Source organism: Mesorhizobium sp. LEGMi-168a (assembly GCF_058312955.1).
In genome coordinates this window covers 44,819-66,745 of sequence record NZ_JBZEGV010000009.1, presented here as the reverse complement: position 1 = coordinate 66,745, position 21,927 = coordinate 44,819, and the positions used below count along the sequence as shown (strand labels likewise).

21 protein-coding genes are annotated in these 21,927 nt (G+C 63.3%); 10 read left to right on the top strand and 11 right to left on the bottom strand.

The window, feature by feature from the left end; all coding sequences use genetic code 11:
* Positions 1-4: 4 nt before the first annotated feature.
* From AC4FWB_RS14720 to AC4FWB_RS14685, 8 genes are all read right to left on the bottom strand, one after another.
* Entirely contained in the window at positions 5-760 is a 756-nt protein-coding gene (locus tag AC4FWB_RS14720; RefSeq protein ID WP_491026864.1) for a molybdopterin-synthase adenylyltransferase MoeB, read from the bottom strand.
* A 259-nt stretch (positions 761-1,019) separates the two neighbouring features.
* Complete coding sequence (recF, locus tag AC4FWB_RS14715; protein ID WP_491026863.1) at positions 1,020-2,159, bottom strand: DNA replication/repair protein RecF; 1,140 nt, start codon at positions 2,157-2,159, stop codon at positions 1,020-1,022.
* A 68-nt stretch (positions 2,160-2,227) separates the two neighbouring features.
* The gene (gene dnaN, locus AC4FWB_RS14710) at positions 2,228-3,346 is read right to left on the bottom strand and encodes a DNA polymerase III subunit beta (RefSeq protein ID WP_491026862.1); all 1,119 of its coding nucleotides are present in this window, start codon (positions 3,344-3,346) and stop codon (positions 2,228-2,230) included.
* Positions 3,347-3,521: 175 nt separating this feature from the next.
* On the bottom strand, positions 3,522-5,066 hold the full coding sequence (dnaA, locus tag AC4FWB_RS14705; protein WP_491026860.1) for a chromosomal replication initiator protein DnaA: 1,545 nt from the start codon (positions 5,064-5,066) through the stop codon (positions 3,522-3,524).
* A gap of 836 nt (positions 5,067-5,902) precedes the next feature.
* Positions 5,903-6,169, bottom strand: a complete 267-nt coding sequence (gene rpsT, locus AC4FWB_RS14700; protein WP_059185001.1) for a 30S ribosomal protein S20 — start codon at positions 6,167-6,169, stop codon at positions 5,903-5,905.
* Between the two features lie 242 nt (positions 6,170-6,411).
* Entirely contained in the window at positions 6,412-7,185 is a 774-nt protein-coding gene (locus AC4FWB_RS14695; protein WP_491026859.1) for an enoyl-CoA hydratase, read from the bottom strand.
* A gap of 35 nt (positions 7,186-7,220) precedes the next feature.
* Positions 7,221-8,111, bottom strand: coding sequence for a bifunctional DNA-formamidopyrimidine glycosylase/DNA-(apurinic or apyrimidinic site) lyase (mutM, locus tag AC4FWB_RS14690; RefSeq protein ID WP_491026858.1), 891 nt, complete (start codon positions 8,109-8,111; stop codon positions 7,221-7,223).
* Complete coding sequence (locus tag AC4FWB_RS14685; RefSeq protein ID WP_491026857.1) at positions 8,095-9,342, bottom strand: phosphopentomutase; 1,248 nt, start codon at positions 9,340-9,342, stop codon at positions 8,095-8,097. The genes mutM and AC4FWB_RS14685 overlap by 17 nt, the downstream gene beginning before the upstream one ends.
* A gap of 241 nt (positions 9,343-9,583) precedes the next feature.
* On the opposite strand from AC4FWB_RS14685, the gene AC4FWB_RS14680 reads away from it, so the two are divergent.
* On the top strand, positions 9,584-10,516 hold the full coding sequence (locus AC4FWB_RS14680) for a phosphate/phosphite/phosphonate ABC transporter substrate-binding protein (protein WP_491026856.1): 933 nt from the start codon (positions 9,584-9,586) through the stop codon (positions 10,514-10,516).
* 7 nt (positions 10,517-10,523) lie between these two features.
* On the opposite strand, the gene AC4FWB_RS14675 is transcribed toward AC4FWB_RS14680, so the two are convergent.
* The 3 genes from AC4FWB_RS14675 to AC4FWB_RS14665 all read right to left on the bottom strand — a co-directional run bounded on the left by AC4FWB_RS14675 (position 10,524) and on the right by AC4FWB_RS14665 (position 12,345).
* Positions 10,524-11,135, bottom strand: a complete 612-nt coding sequence (locus tag AC4FWB_RS14675) for a TadE/TadG family type IV pilus assembly protein (protein WP_491026855.1) — start codon at positions 11,133-11,135, stop codon at positions 10,524-10,526.
* Positions 11,136-11,178: 43 nt separating this feature from the next.
* Positions 11,179-11,784 (bottom strand): TadE/TadG family type IV pilus assembly protein, encoded by a 606-nt coding sequence (locus tag AC4FWB_RS14670; RefSeq protein WP_491026854.1) that lies wholly within the window; start codon positions 11,782-11,784, stop codon positions 11,179-11,181.
* 138 nt (positions 11,785-11,922) lie between these two features.
* Positions 11,923-12,345 carry a pilus assembly protein N-terminal domain-containing protein gene (locus AC4FWB_RS14665; RefSeq protein ID WP_491026853.1) on the bottom strand — a complete coding sequence of 141 codons (423 nt, stop codon included), beginning with the start codon at positions 12,343-12,345 and terminating at the stop codon, positions 11,923-11,925.
* A 356-nt stretch (positions 12,346-12,701) separates the two neighbouring features.
* Here AC4FWB_RS14665 and AC4FWB_RS14660 point away from each other — a divergent pair, with 356 nt between their 5' ends.
* The 9 genes from AC4FWB_RS14660 to AC4FWB_RS14620 all read left to right on the top strand — a co-directional run bounded on the left by AC4FWB_RS14660 (position 12,702) and on the right by AC4FWB_RS14620 (position 21,874).
* Positions 12,702-12,875, top strand: coding sequence for a Flp family type IVb pilin (locus AC4FWB_RS14660; protein ID WP_491026852.1), 174 nt, complete (start codon positions 12,702-12,704; stop codon positions 12,873-12,875).
* Between the two features lie 161 nt (positions 12,876-13,036).
* Positions 13,037-13,555, top strand: coding sequence for an A24 family peptidase (locus AC4FWB_RS14655; RefSeq protein WP_491026851.1), 519 nt, complete (start codon positions 13,037-13,039; stop codon positions 13,553-13,555).
* A 196-nt stretch (positions 13,556-13,751) separates the two neighbouring features.
* Entirely contained in the window at positions 13,752-14,564 is an 813-nt protein-coding gene (cpaB, locus tag AC4FWB_RS14650; RefSeq protein ID WP_491026850.1) for a Flp pilus assembly protein CpaB, read from the top strand.
* On the top strand, positions 14,561-16,102 hold the full coding sequence (locus AC4FWB_RS14645; protein ID WP_491026849.1) for a type II and III secretion system protein family protein: 1,542 nt from the start codon (positions 14,561-14,563) through the stop codon (positions 16,100-16,102). The genes cpaB and AC4FWB_RS14645 overlap by 4 nt, the downstream gene beginning before the upstream one ends.
* A 14-nt stretch (positions 16,103-16,116) precedes the next feature.
* Positions 16,117-16,857 carry a CpaD family pilus assembly protein gene (locus AC4FWB_RS14640; protein ID WP_491026848.1) on the top strand — a complete coding sequence of 247 codons (741 nt, stop codon included), beginning with the start codon at positions 16,117-16,119 and terminating at the stop codon, positions 16,855-16,857.
* Positions 16,858-16,887: 30 nt separating this feature from the next.
* Complete coding sequence (locus tag AC4FWB_RS14635; protein WP_491026846.1) at positions 16,888-18,171, top strand: CpaE/TadZ family protein; 1,284 nt, start codon at positions 16,888-16,890, stop codon at positions 18,169-18,171.
* A 30-nt stretch (positions 18,172-18,201) separates the two neighbouring features.
* Positions 18,202-19,701, top strand: coding sequence for a TadA family conjugal transfer-associated ATPase (locus AC4FWB_RS14630; protein WP_491026844.1), 1,500 nt, complete (start codon positions 18,202-18,204; stop codon positions 19,699-19,701).
* 130 nt (positions 19,702-19,831) lie between these two features.
* Positions 19,832-20,845: a type II secretion system F family protein gene (locus AC4FWB_RS14625; protein WP_491026842.1), complete on the top strand. Its 1,014-nt coding sequence runs from the start codon at positions 19,832-19,834 to the stop codon at positions 20,843-20,845.
* A gap of 12 nt (positions 20,846-20,857) precedes the next feature.
* Positions 20,858-21,874, top strand: coding sequence for a type II secretion system F family protein (locus AC4FWB_RS14620; RefSeq protein ID WP_491026841.1), 1,017 nt, complete (start codon positions 20,858-20,860; stop codon positions 21,872-21,874).
* Positions 21,875-21,927 lie beyond the last annotated feature (53 nt).

Genomic DNA, 21,927 nt, shown 5'->3' with positions numbered 1-21,927 from the left:
CAGTTCAGATTGCCTTGTAGCGGACGGTGTCGAAACGGGCGGTGAGCCCGTCGTAAAGCAAGAGCCGGCCGACCAGCGGCTCGCCGATCCCGGCGATCAGCTTGATCGCTTCCATCGCCTCCAGCGTGCCGATGACGCCCGTCAGCGCGCCGACGATGCCGGCAACGGCGCAGGATGGCACCAGCCCTTCGGGCGGCGCTTCCGGGAAAAGGTCGCGGTAGCTTGGATTGCGCTTGCCGTCGGCACCCGTTTCATATGGCTTCAGCACCGTCACCGAGCCGTCGAAACGGCCGACGGCGGCGGTGACCAGAGGCTTCTTTTCCTGGGCACACGCATCGGCCAGCGCGTAACGTGTCTCGAAATTGTCGGAGCCGTCGACGACGATATCGTAGCGGGCGATGAGAGCGGGGGCGTTTTCAGCCGTCAGCCTGAGGCGATGCAGTTCCACCGCGACATTGGGGTTGATGCGCATGATTGCCGCCGATGCGCTGTCGGTCTTCGCCATGCCGATCGTGTCGCTGCCATGGATCACCTGCCGCTGCAGGTTGGACAGCGAGACGTCATCGTCGTCGACGATGCCGAGCGTGCCGACGCCGGCCGCGGCAAGATATTCCAGCACCGGTGCCCCCAGCCCGCCGGCGCCGATCACCAGCACCCGCGCCCGCTTCAGCTTCTGCTGGCCGGGGCCGCCGATTTCCGGCAGCACGATGTGGCGGGCATAGCGCTCGAGTTCTTCGTCGGTCAGGGCGGCGTCGATCATGGCTGGACCTTAGAGCATGTCTCCCGAAAGTGGGAACCGGTTTCGGGACAAAGACATGCGTAAAATCAAAAACCTAAAGCGCACGGAGCGAATCTGAAAGATCGCGACGCGCTTTAGAGCAATTCCAGGAAGAGTGTGTAGCGGTTTCCCGTTCGGAATTGCGTGAAAACAAATAGTTAGAGCAGCTCCAAACACGGAGTTGCTCTAACGGTGCGAAGCCTTGTCATGCGCCCGCAAGTGGCGACGCGCCCTGGGCTCTTCAAGAGGTCGGCCCGACACTGCCGTGATCGACCGTCAGGAATTGCGCCCGCCCGGCAAGGCTTGAAAACAGCGCCGCGTCGGTGCCGGTCATGAAGGCCTGGCAGTTCAGCTCCTCGAGGATGGAAAACAGTGCCGCCCGCCTGCCGCTGTCGAGATGCGCTGCGATCTCGTCGAGCAGCAGGATCGGTGTCAGGCCCGACATCTCGCCGGTCAGCCTCGCATGCGACAGCACGATGCCGACCAGGAGGGCCTTCTGCTCGCCGGTCGAGCAGAGTTCAGCAGGCATCGACTTCGGCCTGTGGCGGACCACGAGGTCCGAGCGGTGCGGGCCGTCGAGCGTGCGGCCGGCGGCGCGGTCGCGCTCGCGGCCGTTGGCGAGGGTTGCGCGGAACCGCTCCTCGATATCGACCGCCGGCGCGACGGCGATCTCGCTCTCCAACTCGCCGGCGAGGCTGATGTCGGCCTGCGGAAACGGACCGCTGCCGGGCAGCCTGTCGATCATGGCGGCAAGCAGCCGCACCAGTTCCGCCCGCGCCGCCGCGATCGCCACCCCGGTTTCGGCCATCTGCGTCTCGATCGCATCGAACCAGCCGCTGTCGCGGGAACCTTCGGTAAGCAAGCGGTTACGGCCGCGCATCGCCTTTTCATAATCCAGCGCTCGCTGGCCGTGGCCGGGGTCGATCGCCAGCACCAGCCGGTCGAGGAAGCGGCGACGGTCGGCGGCCGGCCCCGGAAACAGCCCGTCCATCGCCGGCGTCAGCCAGACGACCCGCAGCCATTCCAGCATGTCCTCGGCCGACTTCGCCGGTGCGCCGTTGATGCGAACGCGTCTGCCGCCTTCTCCGGCACCGTCGCCGCCGGCAATGCCGGTGCCGATTTCGACCTGGCCTTCCGGTCCCTCGATGCGGGCATGCAAGGCAAAGCTGCCATCGCCGCCCTCGCGCGCCACGTCGGCATAGGGCGCGCGACGGAGCCCGCGTCCGGGCGTCAGCAGCGAGATGGCTTCGAGCAGATTGGTCTTGCCGGCGCCATTGTCGCCGGACAGCACAACGGCGCCAGGGCCGAGCTCAAGCGAAAGTCCCGCATAATTGCGAAAATTGGTAAGCGTAAGCTTACTTATGTGCGTCTGTTCCGGCAACCGCTATCCGTCCGTGCAAGCCGCCGTAATCATCGCTCCATCGCCAGCCGGCGCGAAACCGGATGCGGCTAGACCCGCATCGGCATCAGCACGTAGAGCGCCGTCTCGTCGGCCATGTCATGGATCAGCGTCGGCGAGCCGGCGTCGGCCAGCATGAACTTCGCCTCCGTGCCGGTGAGCTGGGCTGCGACATCGAGCAGATATTTGGCGTTGAAGCCGATCTCGATCGGGTCCGACGAATAGTCGGCCGCCAGTTCCTCGGTGGCGCTGCCCGAATCCGGATTGTTGACGGCAAGCGTGAGCTGGCCCTCGGTGATCGACAGTTTCACCGCCCGGCCGCGCTCGGACGAAATGGTCGAGACGCGGTCGACGGCGGCGGCGAAGCTCTGGCGGTCGATGATCAGCTTCTTGTCGTTGCCGGTCGGAATGACGCGCTGATAGTCCGGGAAAGTGCCGTCGATCAGCTTCGAGGTCAGGATGACGCTGCCGATGGTGAAGCGGATCTTGGTGTCCGACAGCTCCGTCGTCACTGCCACATCCGGATCGTCGACCAGCTTCTGCAGCTCGCTCACCGTCTTGCGCGGGATGATGATGCCGGGCATGCCTTCGGATCCTGCCGGCGCGTCGATCTCGGCGCGCGCCAGGCGGTGGCCGTCGGTTGCGACCGAGCGCAGCTTCAGCTTGCCGCCGGCCTCATGCGTGTGCAGGAAGATGCCGTTGAGATAGTAGCGCGTCTCTTCGGTCGAAATGGCGAACTGCGTTTTCTCGATCAGGCCCTTGAGCGCCACCGAGTCGAGCCGGAAGATGTGCGAGAAGGAGCCGGCCGAAAGCTCCGGGAAATCGGACTGCGGCAGGCACTGCAGGCGGAAGCTGGAGCGCCCGGAAGTGACGGTCATCGCGTTGCCGTCCTCGTCGGTCTTCAGCATCACCTCGGCGCCGTCGGCGAGCTTGCGCACGATGTCGTAGAGCAGATGCGCCGGGACCGTGGTGGCGCCGCCGCGCTCGACCTTGGCGGGCGTGGCTTCCGTCACTTCGAGGTCGAGGTCGGTCGCTTTCATTTCGAGGCTGGCGCCTTCGGCGCTGAGCAGCACATTCGACAGGATCGGAATGGTGTTGCGCCGCTCCACCACGCGATGAACATGGTTGAGGGACTTCAGGAGATTGGACCGTTCCAGGATAACACGCATGACGAAACAGGCTCGCTTCAATGAATGAGCGGGTCACCAGGGAGCGGCATCCCGCGAAAGCTCCGAAAAGCTCAGAATCTGTGTAAGCTGACAGTAAAAAGCCTGCAAGCGCAAGCCCGCGACACCGGTTCGGGCCGGTTGCGCGGGCTTTCTGGGGATAAAGCCGGCGAAGCGCTCAGGCCTGCTCGTTGATCAGCCTTCTGAGCAGCTCGAGTTCCTGCGCCAGCGTGTTGTCGGCACCGGAAAGATCCTCGATCTTGCGCACGGCATGCAGAACCGTCGTGTGGTCGCGGCCGCCGAAGCGCCGTCCGATCTCGGGCAGCGAGCGCGGCGTCATCACCTTCGACAGATACATCGCCACCTGGCGCGGCTTGACGATGGTGCGCGTGCGCCGGTTGGACAGCAGCTCCGTCTTCGACACGTTGTAGTGGCGCGCCACGATGCGCTGGATGTCCTCGATGCGCACCCGCTTCGGCTCGCCCGAGCGGTAGATGTGGCCCAGGATCTCGTCGATGCGGTCGATGGTGATCTGCGGCTCGAAGGACTGGCGGAACAGAAGCTGGTTGAAGGCACCTTCGAGCTCGCGGCCGCTGCCCGTCACCGTGCGGGCGACGTGATCGAGGATCTCGTCCGAAATGTCGAGCGAGGAATCGTCGATCTTGGCGGTGGCAAGGCGCAGCTTCAGCATGCCGAGCCGCATGGCGAAGTCCGGCGCCGACATTTCGAGCGCCACGCCGCCATTGAGGCGCGAACGCACGCGCGGCTCCAGCGATTCCAGTTCCGACGGCGGCCGGTCGGCAGCGACCACCACCTGCTTGGCGCTGTCGAGCAGCATGTTGATGAGATGGCAGAACTCATGCTGGATCGACTTGCCCTGCAGGAACTGCATGTCGTCGATGATCAGGAGATCGATGTCGCGCAGCTGCTCCTTGAGCGTGAGCGCATTGTTGTCGCGGATCGCGGTGGCGAAGCGCCACATGAAATATTCCGCCGTCAGATAGACCACGCGCGACTTCGGGTTGTGCCGCAACGATTCCGCCGCGATCGCCTGCAAAAGGTGCGTCTTGCCGAGGCCAACGGTCGCGTGAAGGAAAAGCGGGTTGAAGCGCACCGCGCTCGACTGTGATTCCGCTACCGCCTTGGCCGCCGCGAAGGCCACCCGGTTCGAAGGCCCTTCGATGAAAGAGGTGAACGTGTAGCGCGGGTCGAGCGGTGACCCCAGCACATTGTGGCGGAACTCGGTCTCCGCCGGCATGCCCTGGCGGGGCGCCGGCGTCCGCTCCACCCGGCCGGCGCTCGCGGTGCCGGCGGCGAGCGCGGTCTGCGCCTGCTTGGTCATCTTGCGCGCAGGTGCGATCTCCGGCTCGACATTGTTGCGGCCCTGCCGCGTGGCGGTCCGCACGATGATCTCGATCTTGAGAAGGTCGGGATCCTCATGCCTCCACAGTTCGGCGATGAGGTCGAGATAGTGGCCGTTGATCCACGACCGCAGGAAGGCCGTGGGCACGGAGATGCGGACAATGCCGCGCGAGGCCTCGGCAACCTTCATGCGGCCAAACCAGCTCGAATAGACCTCGGCTCCCAGACGCGCCTTGAGCTGGGTCTTGACCCGCTCGAACTTCTGTTCGGCGTCGCTGGATGCCGCCATGCCGTCCCCTCCGACGAAAGTTGTAGGGAATGGGAGCTCGCCCGCTATCTCCCGTTCGATGCCGCTCTGCATGATCAAGTTCCTTGTCTTCTCGTACCCTTTTCCCGCCGGAAGTGCGCCTCCTGCACTCTGGATCCGGCGACGTTTTTTCGCTGCTCTCCATCGCCGCCGCCGGCGATGTCGTCGCAACGTTGCGCAAGGGACCGATGCCGGCTTTTGCAAGCCGGCTTGACCATGCCAAGGCAATACAACACCGTCCGGCGAAAACGCCGGCCAACGTCGACTGCCATGTACAATTACGCCAGTCCCCTACCCACCGAAGAGACAGACCAAGCCGCACGCGGAATTGCTCCACGTCATGAATTCCGCCATTTTGTGCTGGCCGATTCAGGCTGGGTCAGGGGCTAAAGCCCGTCCCTTCGATGAATGGACATTACCGAAATCGCTGTGGATAGGGCAAGGCCACGTCTAACCGATTTTTAACGAATCTGGTTACCGGAGACGTGTTCGAAGCAGGTGCCGCCGGTTAATGTTTTGACAAAGCCATTGTGATTCAAACCCTTTTCCGGCGAATATGAAAAAGCCCGGCCGATACGAAATTTTCTGAAATAATTCTCTTGACAGCTACTTGTCCCCCGCCGCTCCTCCGCGCGTTGAACAAGCTGTGGATGACCATCCGTAAGTTTCTGAAAAATAAGCGGAATTTTTGACAGGCTAATTTACGGCCATGCCCGCATTCGACGGGCGTCAACATGAGCGATTATGTATATGCCGGCAAAACAATCGCAACTTTGAAATTCGGCCCGAGCGTCGTTATGCACGCGTTCTTTTTAAGTACTTGCCGGCAAACGAAAAAACCCGGCCTATGCGGCCGGGTTCAAAGGATAACGGTTCTAAGCGGAAGTCGGTCAGGCCGACAGCACCTTGACCCGCTGGGCCAGCCGCGAAACTTTGCGGGAAGCCGTGTTCTTGTGGATGACACCCTTGGTTGCGGCGCGCATCAATTCCGGCTCGGCGACCTTGAAGGCTTCGAGCGCCGCGGCCTTGTCGCCGGCGGCGAGCGCCTCTTCGACCTGGCGGACATAGGTGCGGACGCGCGACCGGCGGTTCTTGTTGATCGCCGCGCGGCGGGCGATCTTGCGCGTTGCCTTTTTGGCCGAAGACGTATTGGCCATGATGCCTCTCTTCTGATCTGGTGAGCGCCAGCGGGGTGCCGCAGGGCGCAAAAAACAAACGGGCAGCCACGGGGCCGCCTCGGTTGGTGCGGCTTATAGTTCAGCTTTTCCGGCGCGTCAACGCCGCTTCGCGGTCTTTTTGGCGCCTTGTAACGCGCCGCGCCGAAACGCGCGACGCACTGCAAGTCTTTGTCTTATGGGTGTCGTTTCCCAAATTCCCACGCGCTTCCGGGGGACACGCATTAGCGGTTGGTGAAATTCGGCTTCCGCTTCTCGACGAAGGCGGCCATGCCTTCCTTCTGGTCGTCGAGCGCAAACAGCGAATGGAACAGGCGACGCTCGAAGCGCAGCCCTTCGGCAAGCGTCGTCTCATAGGCCCGGTTGACGGCTTCCTTGGTCATCATCACCGACGGCAGCGAAAACTCGGCGATCTTGCCCGCCGCCTTCAGCGCTTCCTCGGTGAGCTCGCCTGCCGCCACCACCCGCGACACCAGCCCGCAGCGCTCGGCTTCGGCGGCGTCCATCATGCGCCCGGTCAGGCACATGTCCATCGCCTTCGACTTGCCGACGAAGCGGGTCAGCCGCTGCGATCCGCCCATGCCCGGCATGACGCCGAGCGTGATTTCGGGCTGGCCGAATTTTGCATTGTCGGCGGCGATGATGAAGTCGCACATCATCGCCAGCTCGCAGCCGCCGCCGAGCGCATAGCCCGCCACCGCCGCGATGATCGGCTTGCGCGCACGCGTAAGCTCCTCCCAGCCGACGAAGAAATCCTGTGTGTAGGCGTCGACGAAGGAGATCGCCTGCATTTCCTTGATGTCGGCGCCCGCCGCGAAAGCCTTCTCCGAACCCGTAAGAACCATTGCGCCGATGCCGGCATCGGCGCCGAACGCGTTCACCGCGGCCACGATCTCCGCCAGCACCTGCGAATTGAGCGCATTGAGCGCCTTCGGCCGGTTCAGCGTGATCAGCCCGACCTTGCCGCGTGTCTCCACGAGAATGGTTTCATAGGCCATGGCATCGTCTCCTTGATTGAGGAGACCGGTCTAGCTCACCGCTGACAGGTCCGGCAATAGAAGGTCGAGCGGCCGCTTTGCACGATGCGCTCGATATGGCCGCTGCAGCCAGGTTTCGGACACGGCTCGCCTTCGCGGTTATAGACCGCGAAGGAATGCTGGAAATAGCCGAGCGACCCGTCTGCCTGGACATAGTCGCGCAGCGAGGATCCGCCAGCGGCGATCGCGTCGGCGATAACCGAGCGGATGGCCTCGGCCAGGCCTTCGCATTGCTGTTTCGCTTTCTTGCCGGAGCCGGCGATGGTGCCGGCTTCGCGCAGCGGCGACAGGCCGGCGCGCCACAGCGCCTCCGACACATAGATGTTGCCGAGCCCGGCGATCAGCCGCTGGTCGAGCAATGCCGCCTTGAGCGGCGACCTGCGGCCTGCGAGCAGCGAGGCGAGCAGGGGGCCGTCAAGCGCATTGCCGGTCGGCTCGATGCCCAGCCCCGCCAGCATGGGATGCGTGTCCGGCGCCCCTTCGGCAAACAGCATGAAGCCGAAACGGCGCGGGTCGTTGAAGATGACGCGGGATCGCTCGCCCTTCGGCGAGGCGACATCGAACACGACATGGTCGTGCGCCGCGCTCTTCGAGCGCTCGTGATGGAAGGCGCCGGGCGTGTCGCTGCTCCCGGCAGCTTCGACGCGGAACGATCCCGACATGCCGAGATGGCAGATCAGCACCGGGCCGTCTTCGATGTGCATCGTCAGATATTTGGCGCGCCTGCCGAGCGCCGTCACGGTCTTGCCGGCAAGCCGCTCCGAAAAGCGTTCGGGAAAGGGAAAGCGAAGGTCGGGCCTGCGTGTCTCGACGTTGACGAGGCGGGCCCCTTCCAGAACCGGCTGCAGCCCGCGCCGGACCGTTTCGACTTCAGGCAGTTCGGGCATGGCCGCCTATCGTCGCTAGGAAAGAGCTGCCGTGGCGGCCAGGCGCGAGGCCGAGATGGTCCGCGACGGTTTCGCCGATATCGGCGAAGGTCGGCCTGAGCCCGATGTCGCCGCCCTTCAGCCCCGGCCCGATGCCGATCACCGGAATGCGTTCGCGAGTATGGTCGGTGCCGCGCCAGGTCGGATCGTTGCCATGGTCGGCGGTGAGGATGAGCAGGTCGCCTTGCCCGACACACGACAGCGCCTCCGGCAGCCGGCGGTCGAAGGCCTCGAGCGCTCCGGCATAGCCGGCAACGTCGCGCCGGTGGCCGAACTCTGTGTCGAAGTCGACGAAATTGGCAAAGACCAGATCGCCGTCGCTGGCGTCGTCCATGGCGCCGAGCGCCATGTCGAACATCGCCATGTTGCCGCCCGCCTTGCGCACCTCCGAGATGCCCCGATGGGCGAAGATGTCGCCGATCTTGCCGACGGCGATGACCTTGCTGCCGCGCTCCGTCAGCCGGTCGAGCAAGGTCGGCTCCGGCGGCGGCACGGCATAGTCGCGGCGGTTGTGGGTGCGCTGGAAGGTGGCTCTTGTCTCGCCTATGAAGGGCCGTGCGATCACCCGCCCGATCTTGAGCGGATCGACCAGCCGGCGCACCGTCAGGCAAAGCTCATAAAGCCGCTCCAGGCCGAAATGCGTCTCGTGCGCGGCGATCTGCAACACGGAGTCTACCGAGGTGTAGCAGATCGGCTTGCCGGTGCGGATGTGCTCCTCGCCGAAGCGCTCGATGATTTCGGTTCCGGGCGCATGACAATCGCCGAGGATGCCCGGCACCTTGCCTTCGCGGATGATCGCGCCGGTCAGCTCGGCCGGGAAAGCCGGCACGGTGTCGGGAAAGTACCCCCAGTCGAAACGCACGGGCAGGCCGGCAATCTCCCAATGGCCCGATGGCGTGTCCTTGCCGCTCGACACCTCCTGAGCGGCGCCGTGGAAGGACGAGGCAAGCAGCGGCGCGTCGAAATTTATGGGCAGTCCCGCTGCCGTCCGTGCGGCGTGGGCAAGCCCGAGCGAGATCATATTGGGCACGGCGAGCGGCCCCTTGCGCAAACCTTCACGATCCGCGCGGCCCTCGGCGCAGGCCTGCGCGATATGTCCGAACGTGTTGGCGCCGGCATCGCCGTAGCGTTCGGCATCAGCCGCTCCGCCGATGCCGAAGGAATCGAGAACGAATAGGAAAGCCCGCGCCATAGGGTGCCGTCGTTGCCAGTCCAGTGCATGTCTCCCGAAAGTGGGAACCGGTTTCGGGACAAAGACATGCGTAAAATCAAAAACCTAAAGCGCACGGAGCGAATCTGAAAGATCGGTACGCGCTTTACGCCAGCCAGACATAAGGTTCCGCGGCGGCGTTGGCAAATCGGAAACCAAACCGCAACGGCTTGGTGCCATAGTCGCGCAAATCGGGCGCAGGGTCGGCGGGAGTGCGGCAAGGATGGGCAAGGGCACAAGATCTGCGGCAAGCCGGACTTTGAGGACGTGCGCGGCGGCCCTCGCGGTGCTCTCGGCGGCCTCGTCGGCGCGCGCCGACTGGCGCGACGACATCGGCACGTTTCGCATCGGCATCGTCGCCGAGCCTGGAGGCGGCAACACGGTTCCCGGCCTGGCACGCCTGACGGATGCCTATACGAACGCGCTCGGCATGAAGGTGGAGTTCGTGGTTGCCCGCGACTATGCGGCGCTGATCGAGGCGCAGGCCAGCGGCCGCGTCCAATATGCGATCTATTCCGCGCTCGCTTATGCCGCGGCCTCCGAGCGCTGCGGCTGTGTCGAGCCGCTGGTGGCGCCGGTCGATGCCGATGGGGCCGTCGGCATCCGCTCCGTGCTGGTGACGCGCGACGGCAAGGTGCCGGACCTTGCCGGCATGGCTTCGCGTCGGATCGCGATCGCGCCTGCCGACAATGTCGGCGGTTCTCTGCTGCCGCTGACCGGTCTGGCTGGCGAAGGCGTGAAGATCGCGGACGATTCACCTTTCCTGGCGCGCGCGCCTTCGGCCACTGCGGCCGAGACGATGCTCGGCGACGGCGAAGCCGACGGGCTGTTCGGCTGGGAGCCTGTCGACGCCGGTGGCCAGCCCACCGATGCGGGCGGCACGATCATGCGGCTCGAGGCTGCCGGCGTCTCGAAGACGTCGCTTCGGGTGCTATGGACCTCGGCTCCGCTGCGATACGGGCCTCACGCCGTGCGCAGCGATCTCGATGCCGAGGCGAAGCGCCGGCTGGCCGTGTTCCTGACCAATCTCAAGTCGCTGACCCCCGATGTCTACGATCTTGTGGAATCGACGCATTCCGGCGGGTTCGAGCTCGCCACGTCAAAGGACTACGCAACGGCCCTCGCCATCGTGCGGCGGGAAGGGAACGGCCAGTAACAATCTTTCAGCAGTCGCTGCAGGGAACGGTGGGGCCGCGGCGCGGCCTCAGATAGTAGGTTTCGCCCATCGATATGTTGTTGAAGGCCGAGGTCAATCCAAGCGTCTTCGAATTGTCGGCCGACCAGGTGATGATCGGCTTATAGCCGAGGTCGCTTTCCACGCGGACAAGGAAGGTGTTGCGGATATTCAGCGTCGCCGGAACGGTGGTGATGCTGTCCTTCAGCGCGTCGGCGCCATAGGTGGTGCCCACAAGCTTGCGCGACCATGCAACCTTCACCTTGGGCGACGCCTCGTCGGTGATCTGGATGCCGGTAATGATGATCGTCGGCGTGGAGCGGTTGTAGGGCTGCAGCGTCGATGAGCCGATCGTCATGATCGCATCGAGATCGGCTTTCGTGACGTTCGTCTGCTGCGTGACGAGATCCGCCACCATGCTGCCGATGCGGCTGACCTTCTTGCTGGTCTCGATCGCCTGCGAGGCTTCCATCGTGATGAAATACATGATGAGCAGCACCGGCACGATGAACGCGAACTCGATCGCCGCGACGCCCCGGCGATCGCGGCAAAACCGCGCCGCAATAGCCGAAATTCCCCTGTGTGCCCCCGCACGGTACATGTCTTACCCCCAACGCCCGCCGTAGTCTCAGCCGGCCGCAATCTCAGTCGTCGAATGGTTCGTTCTGCCACGTCACGGACGCGAAATGCAGCGTCTTGCCGCCGTTCAGATTGGCCATCTGCTTGGCCAGGAAATCGGTCATGACCGGCCATTTGTAGAAGACCCTGAGCATGTTCCTCGATTCCGCCAGCCCGGGAGACACCGTGAAAGTCGTCGAGCTCGTGCCTGTCAGCAAGATTTCGCCGTTCTGGATCTTGAAGCCCGCAGCCGCTGCGGCAGCGAAGGTCGGATATTCGCGCAGGTCCACCAGCAGTGAAGCGTTTGACCCGGACCCCGGGCAATTCGTGGTGACCATGATCGCCATCCTGTCGCAGATCAGCGTCTTGATCGAGGCTTCGGTGACGTTGGCCTTCTTGAGCTGCCCGGTCCGCAGCTGGCGGGCGATATCGTCGGTGACGTTGGCCATCACCTCCTGGCCGGCGAACGAGATGCAGCTTTCGAGGATGGCGAAAACGAGCAGGGCGAACGGCATGGCCAGCATCGCGAATTCCAATGCCGTGCTGCCGCGTCTGTCGCTGAAGAAGCCATGACGGGGCTTTGCCCGTCCCTTGCTGTCCATGCCACCCCCCGGTGCCGGATCCTTGCTCATGTCCCGTTCCTGCCGATCCCTCGCAATGTCGGCGGCAACATAGCGAAAACCCATTGAGGCCCGGTTTGGATGAGCGTTAAATTCGCTGGGCGGCCTTTAACCCGCCATTAACGTCGCGTGCGCCTGCGTGCGTCGACCTTAGCGGGCGGCGTTCATTTCGGTTTCGGAAGTTCTCTCGGCCTCGCTCTTGTATGAGCTTTCGCAATAGGGCGTGCAGGACATGGTCTGGACTTCGGCGCGCCTGTAGATGCGCACCGAAGACGCAGCTTGCCGCACGACCGTCACCTGCTCATCGATGATCGGACTGCCATCCTGGTCGAGCACGACCAGATTGGTGACGCCGAAACCCTTGCCGGTGAGCACGACCGTCGAGGCGTCCTGCACGGCTGCGTCGGCGATTGCCGGATTGCCGATGACGATCGTATCGGCGGCGCGCGACAACTTGACGATCTTTGCCTGGTTCATGGTGACTTCGATGCCGGCGCCGGCACTGGCCGGCACGACAAAAGCCGCAACCGCCAGCAGCGCGGCAACTGGAAATGGCGATCTCGACAAGGACATTAAGGCGCTCCGAAGCGGCAGACTGTTCAACGGAACATGAACGAAATTGGTGAACCGACGGTTAAACGCCGCATGGCTGCGGTAAGGATTGGTCGCCTCAAGGACCATGCGCCAGCAGCATGCGCTGTTTTAGCAAGATCGCGGGTGTGCCGGATCTCCGCCCTTTTCCCGCCTGCCGGTCCGATTCTGGACGTTTAGGCCACGGTTAACTATGCAACGGGTTCGCCTGCGGAAAGGAATCGGTAAGGGTGTTTATTAAGCCGATTGAAAGAGCTTCTCCCTACATTCGCAAGCATCCGATCGACCGCCAGAGAAGTTGACGGAAGTGCTGTAACACGTGGAGTAGGAGCTCTCGAATGTCTAACCTCATCGCACGTTTTGTGAAGGATGAATCCGGCGCGACCGCCATCGAATACGGTCTGATCGCCGCTCTCATCGCGCTCGCCATCATGGTCGGCGCCGGCTCGCTCGGCAACGCCCTGAACGCCAAGTTCAAACACATCGCCAGCGTGGTCTCGAGCTCGAATTAACCCGGGCTAGCTCATTGTCTTGGAAAGAAGGGCCGCCCTCCGCGGCCCTTCTTCTTCTTCTGTATTTCTCCTTCGCATGGAGACTTTGACCGTTCGTCCTCATCAATCGTTAATGAGGCATGTCTACCTGAAGCGGAAGTTCCACCCCAGGCGCCACCTCCATGCTTGAAGCTGTAATCTTCGTCGTCTTTCCTTTCTGCATGTTGTTTGCGGCGATCTCCGACATGCTGTCGATGACGATCGCCAACCGCGTGCCGGTGCTGCTCCTGGCGACGTTCGCCCTGGTGGCTCCGTTGACCGGGATGGATTGGGCAACCTATGGCGGGCATTTCGCGGCTGGTGCCCTGGTGCTGGCGGTGACCTTCGGCCTGTTCGCGCTCGGCGGCATGGGCGGCGGCGATGCCAAGCTTCTGGCGGCGACCGCGGTGTGGATGGGGCTCAACATCAGTCTTGTCGGCTATCTGGTGACCTCGACATTGATCGGCGGCATGCTGACGATTGCCATTCTGGCCTATCGGAAATCGCCGCTTGCTGCCTATACCGGCCACAGCCGTTTTCTGCGCCATTTTGCCGATGAGAGCGTAGGCATTCCCTATGGCGTCGCGCTTGGTCTCGGCGGGCTCCTCACCTTTCCGGATTCTCCGCTGATGGTCTGGGCGCTGGACAGGCTCACCGCCTGACTCGTTTTCCTGACAAGGGCAGTTCTCGAGGCGGCGTGGCCGCCTTTTTTCGTTAACGGCAAGCGGTTCCGTCCAATTTGAGTAAACCTTAAATTAATCACGATCGTAAGCATTACATTAACCTTGTTTTGACGATTGCAACTGCAAAGTCCGACCTGGCGAGGTGGTTTGCCTTGAGGCGAAGGGTTCGGACGAAATGCCAGCATCCCGACTGATTATTCTGGGCGTGGCTGTGGCCGCGGCGGGTGGCGCGGGTTATGTCGCAAAGAACATGGTGGTGGCGCCGCCGCCCCAGGTGGTCCTCGACGCTCCCAAGCAGCCGGCGATCGCGCTGCAGGATGTGCTGGTGCTTTCCGGCGATGTCGGCATGGGCAGCCAGCTCGGCAAAAACATCAGCTGGGAGCAATGGCCGGCCAGCGGCGTCAACGCCAATTTCATCACCCGTGCCGCCGAGCCGGACGCGGTCGAAAAGCTCAAGGGCTCGGTGGCGCGTGTGGCCATGTATACCGGCGAGCCGTTGCGGCGCTCCAAGCTGGTCGGCGAGGGGCAGAGCTTCATGTCGTCGATCCTGCCGTCCGGCATGCGCGCCGTCGCGACCGCCATATCGGCCGATACATCGGCGGGCGGCTTCATCCTGCCCAATGATTTCGTCGACGTCATCATGACCCGGCGCGCCGACACCGGCAACGGCGGCAGCGGCTTCAACACCGAGACCATCCTCAAGAACATCCGAGTCCTGGCCATCGACCAGACCATCCAGGAAGACGAGGAAGGCAAGAAGACCAGGGTCGGCCAGACCGCGACGCTGGAGCTGACGCCGCAGCAGGCGGAGATCATCACCGTGGCGCAGCAGATGGCGGACCGCCTGACACTGGCGCTGCGCCCGATCGTCGACGCGAATGAGAAAAGCCCGGGCGAGGCCGACTATCTGGTGAACGGCAATGGCCGGCGCGGCACGGTGCGGCTGATCAAGTCAGGCGAAGTTTCCGAAGTGGGAGCAAGGAAATGAGGCTAAACGGCAAACTGCCGGTCATGGCGGCGGCGGCAATCGGCCTGTTCCTGCTCGGCGCCAACGCGCCCGGCCTCGTCGAGGCCAAGGCCGCGAACAGGGCGACAGGCGTGACGGCCTCGGTCGCCACGCAGCGCGTCAAGCTCGGTCTCAACAAGTCGGTGGTCATCGATCTGCCGAGCGACGCCTACGACATCCTCGTCGCCAACCCGGCGGTCGCCGACGCGGTGACGCGCACGGCGCGCCGCATCTATCTGTTCGGCAAGGCGGTCGGCGAAACCAACATCTTCGTCTTCGGCCCCAACGGCGAGCAGATCGCCAGCCTCGATCTTGCGGTCGAACGCGACGTTGCCGGACTGGAAGAATACCTCAAGCGCTTCCTTCCGTCCTCTGAGATCAAGGTCGAGCTGCTGAACGACAACGTGATCCTGACCGGCATGGTGGACACGCCGCTCGACGCCAAGCGCGCCGTCGATCTGGCGACCATCTTCGTCTCGGGCGGTGAAGCCACGACCGGCCAATATTCGCAGACAGCCGCCGGCGGATCGGCCAACGGCGGGGTCGACATCAACAATCCCGACCAGGAGCGCCGGGTCTCCAAGATCGTCAATCTGTTGCAGATCGTCGGCGACGATCAGGTGACGCTGAAGGTGACGGTGGCGGAAGTCAGCCGCTCGGTGATGAAGCAGCTCGGCGTCAACATGATCGGCAGCGGCAGCGCCAACGGCATTTCGTTCAGCACGGCAAGTTCTCCCGCCTTCGGGTTGGGCAAGCCGATTTCGCAGTCAACCGGCTTGGCGCTGGGAGACACCGTCGGAAACGGCATCCAGACCTACATCAATGCCATGGAGCAAAGCGGCGTCATGAAGACGCTGGCGGAGCCGACCCTCACCGCCGTTTCTGGCGAGAAGGCGACATTCAAGGTGGGCGGCGAATACAATCTGGTCAGCGGTCGCTCGAGCAACGTGTCGACTGACAACCAGACCGGCCTGACCACATATAGTTTCGACAAACTCGAATACGGCATTGGTCTCGAGTTCCAGCCGGTCGTGCTGTCGGCCGGGCGTATAAGCCTCAAGGTCAGAACCGCAGTTTCGGAGCCGACCACCGAAGGTTCGGCGACCATCGAAGGCGGAGGCACCACGCCCGGCATGACGATTTTGTCGCTCCGCAAGAGGTTGGCCGACACCACCGTCGAATTGCCTTCGGGCGGATCGATGATGATTGCCGGCCTCGTCCGCGACGACGTTCGCCAGGCTGTTTCAGGGCTGCCCGGCCTGGCCAAGATCCCGGTGCTTGGCGCGCTGTTCCGCAGCAAGGACTTCGTGCGCAACGAGAGCGAGCTCGTCATCATCATCACGCCTTACCTGGCAAGGCCGGTGGCGCGCAACGAACTAGCCAAGCCCGACGACAATTTCAATCCGCCGAGCGACGGCGCCGGCATGTTCCTTGGCCGCGTCAACCGCGTCTACGGCACCATGCAGACCGACAGGCCACCCGGCCGTTATCACGGCGTGGTCGGCTTCATCTACAAGTGAGCGGGAAAGCGGACATGTCTCAGTCAGCATATAAGGCCATCACGATCGCGACGACAGGATCGGGCCGGGAGCGCATCCGCCGGTCTGTCGTCCCGGCCCTGGCGATCGCGCTTGCGGCGTCGCTCGCCGGCTGCGCCAACTGGCACAGCGACAGCGTGACGGTCGGCGCCATCCCGGATGATTACCGCACGAACCATCCGATCGTGATCGCCGAGAAGAACCAGAAGATCGATCTGCCGGTCGGCGCCGGCGATCGCGGCATGACCGGCGCTCAACGCGACACGCTGCTCGGTTTTCTCGATAGCTATGACAGGAGCGCCGCGCCGACGTTGACGATCGCGACCCCCGTCGGATCGGCCAATCAGGCCGCCGCCACCGCCGCCAGCCGCGATTTCGCCAGGTTGGCAATGGCTGCCGGTGTCAAGCGCAACCGGATCGTCATGACATCCTATCAGTCTGCCGTGCCGGAGGCCTCGGCGCCGGTGCGCGTCGCCTTTGTCGCGGTGAGGGCCCAGACCGACAAATGCGGGCGTTGGCCGGACGACCTCGCGGAGACGTCGGAGAACAAGCATTACGCCGACTTCGGCTGTTCCTACCAGAACAACCTTGCAGCCCAGATGGCCAATCCCAACGATCTGATCGGGCCGCGCAAGCAGTCCGACATCGATGCCGAAAATCGCAGCAATGTGATCGATGTCTATCGTGGCCGAGGCATTTCGGACGAGTTCCTTGGCAATTCGGAAGTGACGTTCTGAGCCGCGCCGGATGACGGAAAGAGCATGACGATGAGCAATCTTGCCTACGACACGCCCGCAGATACCGGCGATCTTTCGCAACAGGACATCGCCGCCATGCAGGCGCTGCGCCCGGTGCCGCGCATCTCCATCCAGGCCTTCTGCGAGACCGAGGGCGTCGCCAGCCCCATCGAGCGTGCCGGCGAGGATCGCCGCATGGCCAAGGCCCATCTCAAGGTCCATATGGGCGGCATCGCCACCGCGATCGAATTCTACCAGTCGGCGCCGACACCCAACCTGATCCTGCTGGAATCGCGCAGCGAGCCGAAACAGCTGCTCGAACAGCTCACTCAGCTCGCCGAATATTGCGATCCGTCCTCGAAGGTAGTGGTCATCGGCCATTACAACGATGTCGGCCTCTACCGGGAGCTCATCCGTTCCGGCATTTCCGAATATGTCATCGCGCCGGTCTCGATGACCGATATCGTCAGCGTCGTGTCGTCGATCTTCGTCGATCCCGAGTCCGATCCGATCGGCCGCTCCATTGCCTTCATCGGCGCCAAGGGCGGCGTCGGCTCCTCGACGATCGCCCACAACGTCGCCTGGGCGATGTCGTCATTGTTCAAGTCTGAAGTCGTCGTTGCCGATCTCGATCTCGCCTTCGGCACCGCCAACATCAACTTCGACCAGGACCCCGCGCAGGGCATCGCCGAGGCGGTTTTTTCGCCCGAACGCGTCGACGAGGTCTATCTCGATCGGCTGCTCGCGCAGTGCGCCGAACATTTGTCTCTGCTGGCTGCACCCTCCACACTCGAGCGCGTCTACGATTTCGATCCGGACGCCTTCTCCCAGGTCATCGAAACGGCGCAGCGCAGCGCCCCTTTGCTTGTGCTCGACGTCCCTCACGTCTGGAGCGGCTGGACGAAGAGCACGCTGATCAAGGCCGATGAGATCGTCATCACGGCCACGCCCGAGCTCGCCAATCTGCGCAACACCAAGAATATGGTGGATATGCTGAAGCGCCTGCGTCCGAACGACCCGCCACCGAAGCTGATCATCAATCAGGCAGGTGTTCCGAAACGGCCGGAGATCGCGGCATCGGATTTTTCCGAACCGCTCGGCATCACGCCCATGGCGGTGATCAATTTCGAGCCGCTTTTGTTCGGCAACGCGGCCAACAACGGCCGCATGCTTGGCGAGATGGACGCCAAGAGCCCGGTCGTCGGCACGATCAACGAAATCGCGCATGTGCTGACCGGGCGCAGCGAAATCAAGGTGAAGAAGAAGGCAGGCCTGGGCTCCATCCTCGGCAAGCTTTCGCGCAACAAGAAGTGACGCTCGCAAAGCGGCATCGGATAGTCGATCATGTTTGGTAAAAGAGGCACAGACGACGGCAGCCGGGCAGCTCCCGAATTCCGTCCGCCGGCACCTCCTCCCGCCGCTCCCGCTCCGACCGGGACGATGGCTCTCGATCGGCCGGCCGCGCCGGCGCCGAGCACGCCCGCTGCGCCCCCCGTTCGCCGTCCGGTGGAAGCACCGCCGATGGCGCCCGAGCCGCCGAGAAGAGTCCAGCGCGAGCGCAGCGAGACCTACTACGACACCAAGAGCCAGGTGTTCTCCGCGCTGATCGACACGATCGACCTGTCGCAGCTCGCCAAGCTCGATCCGGAAAGCGCGCGCGAGGAAATCCGCGATATCGTCAACGACATCATCGCGATCAAGAACTTCGCGATGTCGATCTCCGAGCAGGAAGAGCTGCTCGAGGACATCTGCAACGACGTGCTTGGCTATGGGCCGCTGGAGCCGCTGCTCGCCCGCGACGACATCGCCGACATCATGGTCAACGGCTCCAAGAACGTCTACATCGAGGTCAACGGCAAGGTCGAACCGACCAGCATCCGCTTCCGCGACAACCAGCAGCTCCTCAACATCTGCCAGCGCATCGTCAGCCAGGTCGGCCGCCGCGTCGACGAATCGAGCCCGATCTGCGACGCGCGTCTTCCCGACGGCTCGCGCGTCAACGTCATTGCGCCGCCGCTCTCCCTCGATGGCACCGCGCTCACCATCCGCAAGTTCAAGAAGGACAAGCTGACGCTCGACCAGCTGGTCAAGTTCGGCGCCATCTCGCCGCAAGGCGCGGAGATTCTCAAGATCATCGGCCGCGTCCGTTGCAACGTCGTCATCTCGGGCGGTACCGGTTCGGGCAAGACGACGCTGCTCAACTGCCTGACCAACTACATCGATCGCGAGGAGCGGGTCATCACCTGCGAGGATTCGGCCGAGCTGCAGCTGCAGCAGCCGCACGTGGTCCGTCTCGAAACCAGGCCGCCCAATCTCGAAGGCGAGGGCGAGGTGACCATGCGCGACCTCGTCAAGAACTGCCTGCGCATGCGGCCCGAACGCATCATCGTCGGCGAGGTGCGCGGTCCGGAAGTGTTCGACCTTCTGCAGGCGATGAACACCGGCCATGACGGTTCGATGGGAACGATCCACTCCAACAGCCCGCGCGAATGCCTGAACCGTATTGAATCGATGATCGCCATGGGCGGCTATTCGCTGCCGCAGAGAACGGTGCGCGAGATCGTCGTCGGCTCGGTCGACGTCATCATCCAGGCGGCCCGTCTGCGCGACGGTTCGCGCCGCATCACCCACATCACCGAGGTGATCGGCATGGAAGGCGATGTCATCATCACCCAGGATCTCGTCCTCTACAACATCAAGGGCGAAGACTCGAGCGGCCGTCTGATCGGCGAGCATGTCTCCACCGGCATCGGCCGGCCGCATTTCTGGGATCGTGCCCGCTACTACGGCGAGGAGCAGCGTCTGGCCAATGCGCTCGAGGCCATGGAGAAACGCGCTGACTGATGCATCTGGAGGTCTGAAGCAATTCCAGGAAAAGTGTGAAGCGGTTTTCCGTCCGGAATTGCGTCTAAACGAAGAAATGGGCGGTTCGCCGTTTCTGTGAAACGGCGAAATGCCCTAGGGATCCCGGTCGATGTTCGGAATTGACACCACGGTTCTGGCTTTCGTTGTGCTTGCGGGCTTAAGCGCCGGCGCGGTGGCCTATGCTTTCCTGTTCAAGCGCATCGATAACGAAAAGCAGGCCGGCAAGCGGCTTGAGACGATCAAGGCGGCCGAGACCGACCGGTCGGTGGTGAAGGCTTCGCGCGACCGGGCCGCGGAAGCGGTCCGGCGGCGCAAAAGCCTCCAGGATTCGCTCAAGCAGCTCGATGAAAAGCAGAAATCCAACGACCGCAACATCAAGAAGCCGCCGCTGAAGGCCCAGATCCGCCAGGCCGGCATGACGGTTTCCATCGAGCGTTTCTACATCTACTCGGTGATCTGCGGGATCGTGCTTACCTTTCTCGTCTATCTCGCCGGTGCGCCATTGCTGGTCCTGCCTGGCGCTCTCCTGGCGGGCGCCTTCGGCCTGCCGCGCTGGTTCGTGTCGTTTCGCCGCGCGCGCCGGGTGAAGGCTTTCCTGGAGGAATTCCCGAACGCGCTCGACATCATCGTGCGCGCGGTCAAGTCCGGCCTGCCGTTGAACGATGCGATCCGCCTGATCGCGAACGAATCTCCCGAACCCGTTCGGGCCGAGTTCCGCCGCATCGTCGATTCCCAGCAGATGGGTCTGTCGATCCCCGATGCCACGCTGCGCATGTCCGAGACCATGCCCTGTTCCGAGGCGGGCTTCTTCGGCATCGTCATCCAGATCCAGTCGCAGGCCGGCGGCAATCTCTCCGAGGCGCTGGGCAATCTTTCGCGCGTGCTGCGCGACCGCAAGAAGATGAAGGCCAAGGTGCAGGCGCTGTCGATGGAAGCGAAGGCATCCGCCGTCATCATCGGCGCCTTGCCGTTCGTCGTCGCCTTCCTGGTCTATCTTTCTAGCCCGAACTACATCATGCCTTTGTTCACGACCAGCGTCGGCAATCTGATCCTCGGCTGCTCCGGCGTCTGGATGTCGATCGGCATCCTGGTGATGCGCAAGATGATGAATTTCGAAGTGTAGGGGCGCGGACCCATGACAGACCACGTCGTCAAGACGCTGACCGATCCTTCCTTTCTTATCGCGCTCCTGGTCGGCATCGCGGTTTTTGCGACCGTCTTCACGCTCATGCCGGCGCTTGGCGGCAATCAGCTCAAGGCGCGCATGAAAAGCGTGGCGCTCGAACGTGACGAGCTGCGTTCAAAGCAGCGTGCGCGCCTCGCCAGCGAAGCCGACCGCCGCCGCAAGGGCCTGCGCGAGGAGCAGTCGATCGGCATGCGCAACATCGTCGAACGGCTGGACCTCAAGCGCGCGCTTGCCGACGAAGGCACGCTGCAGAAGCTCAAAGTGGCGGGCTTCCGCGGCCAGAATCCACTGACGCGCTTCCTGTTCTTTCGCCTGATCCTGCCCTTCATCGGTTTCGCGCTGGCGGCGATCTACGTCTTCCTTCTCGGCGGTCTGCCGCAACAACCTGCCTTCATCAAGCTGTTCGTCTGCGTTCTGGTCGCCTATGGCGGCTTCTATGCGCCGATCCTCTATGTCAACAACCGCGCGACCAAGCGCAAGCAGTCGATCCAACTGGCATGGCCGGACGCGCTCGACCTGATGCTGATCTGCGTCGAATCCGGCATGTCGGTGGAAGCTGCGCTTCGCAAGGTCGCCGACGAGATCGGCGCCCAGTCCGTGGCGCTCGCCGAGGAATTCGTGCTCACCAACGCCGAGCTCTCCTATCTGCAGGACCGCAAGGTCGCCTATGAGAACCTGGCAAGCCGCACCGGCCTGGAATCGGTGAAGTCGGTTTCCCAGGCCCTGGTTCAGGCGGAGCGTTACGGCACGCCGGTGGCGCATGCCCTGCGCGTGCTGGCCTCGGAGAGCCGCGACATGCGCATGAACGCGGCCGAGAAGAAGGCCGCGGCACTTCCGCCGAAGCTCACCGTGCCGATGATCCTGTTCTTCCTGCCGGTTCTGTTCGCCATCATTCTGGGGCCGGCCGGCATCCAGGTCAGCCAGCGCGGCATCTTCGGCGACCAGCACAATTCCAGCAGCGAGTAGGCGAAGCTGTTGAGGTCATGACAAAGCCGCATGGCGGGTGCCGCGCGGCTTTT

What these genes read in the sequence shown, in the direction of transcription:
- AC4FWB_RS14720 (WP_491026864.1), bottom strand. Translation starts at nt 760, where the DNA reads ATGATCGACGCCGCCCTGACCGACGAAGAACTCGAGCGCTATGCCCGC.
- dnaN (WP_491026862.1), bottom strand. Translation starts at nt 3,346, where the DNA reads ATGCGTGTTATCCTGGAACGGTCCAATCTCCTGAAGTCCCTCAACCAT.
- dnaA (WP_491026860.1), bottom strand. Translation starts at nt 5,066, where the DNA reads ATGCAGAGCGGCATCGAACGGGAGATAGCGGGCGAGCTCCCATTCCCT.
- rpsT (WP_059185001.1), bottom strand. Translation starts at nt 6,169, where the DNA reads ATGGCCAATACGTCTTCGGCCAAAAAGGCAACGCGCAAGATCGCCCGC.
- AC4FWB_RS14695 (WP_491026859.1), bottom strand. Translation starts at nt 7,185, where the DNA reads ATGGCCTATGAAACCATTCTCGTGGAGACACGCGGCAAGGTCGGGCTG.
- mutM (WP_491026858.1), bottom strand. Translation starts at nt 8,111, where the DNA reads ATGCCCGAACTGCCTGAAGTCGAAACGGTCCGGCGCGGGCTGCAGCCG.
- AC4FWB_RS14685 (WP_491026857.1), bottom strand. Translation starts at nt 9,342, where the DNA reads ATGGCGCGGGCTTTCCTATTCGTTCTCGATTCCTTCGGCATCGGCGGA.
- AC4FWB_RS14680 (WP_491026856.1), top strand. Translation starts at nt 9,584, where the DNA reads ATGGGCAAGGGCACAAGATCTGCGGCAAGCCGGACTTTGAGGACGTGC.
- AC4FWB_RS14675 (WP_491026855.1), bottom strand. Translation starts at nt 11,135, where the DNA reads ATGTACCGTGCGGGGGCACACAGGGGAATTTCGGCTATTGCGGCGCGG.
- AC4FWB_RS14670 (WP_491026854.1), bottom strand. Translation starts at nt 11,784, where the DNA reads ATGAGCAAGGATCCGGCACCGGGGGGTGGCATGGACAGCAAGGGACGG.
- AC4FWB_RS14665 (WP_491026853.1), bottom strand. Translation starts at nt 12,345, where the DNA reads ATGTCCTTGTCGAGATCGCCATTTCCAGTTGCCGCGCTGCTGGCGGTT.
- AC4FWB_RS14660 (WP_491026852.1), top strand. Translation starts at nt 12,702, where the DNA reads ATGTCTAACCTCATCGCACGTTTTGTGAAGGATGAATCCGGCGCGACC.
- AC4FWB_RS14655 (WP_491026851.1), top strand. Translation starts at nt 13,037, where the DNA reads ATGCTTGAAGCTGTAATCTTCGTCGTCTTTCCTTTCTGCATGTTGTTT.
- cpaB (WP_491026850.1), top strand. Translation starts at nt 13,752, where the DNA reads ATGCCAGCATCCCGACTGATTATTCTGGGCGTGGCTGTGGCCGCGGCG.
- AC4FWB_RS14645 (WP_491026849.1), top strand. Translation starts at nt 14,561, where the DNA reads ATGAGGCTAAACGGCAAACTGCCGGTCATGGCGGCGGCGGCAATCGGC.
- AC4FWB_RS14640 (WP_491026848.1), top strand. Translation starts at nt 16,117, where the DNA reads ATGTCTCAGTCAGCATATAAGGCCATCACGATCGCGACGACAGGATCG.
- AC4FWB_RS14635 (WP_491026846.1), top strand. Translation starts at nt 16,888, where the DNA reads ATGAGCAATCTTGCCTACGACACGCCCGCAGATACCGGCGATCTTTCG.
- AC4FWB_RS14630 (WP_491026844.1), top strand. Translation starts at nt 18,202, where the DNA reads ATGTTTGGTAAAAGAGGCACAGACGACGGCAGCCGGGCAGCTCCCGAA.
- AC4FWB_RS14625 (WP_491026842.1), top strand. Translation starts at nt 19,832, where the DNA reads ATGTTCGGAATTGACACCACGGTTCTGGCTTTCGTTGTGCTTGCGGGC.
- AC4FWB_RS14620 (WP_491026841.1), top strand. Translation starts at nt 20,858, where the DNA reads ATGACAGACCACGTCGTCAAGACGCTGACCGATCCTTCCTTTCTTATC.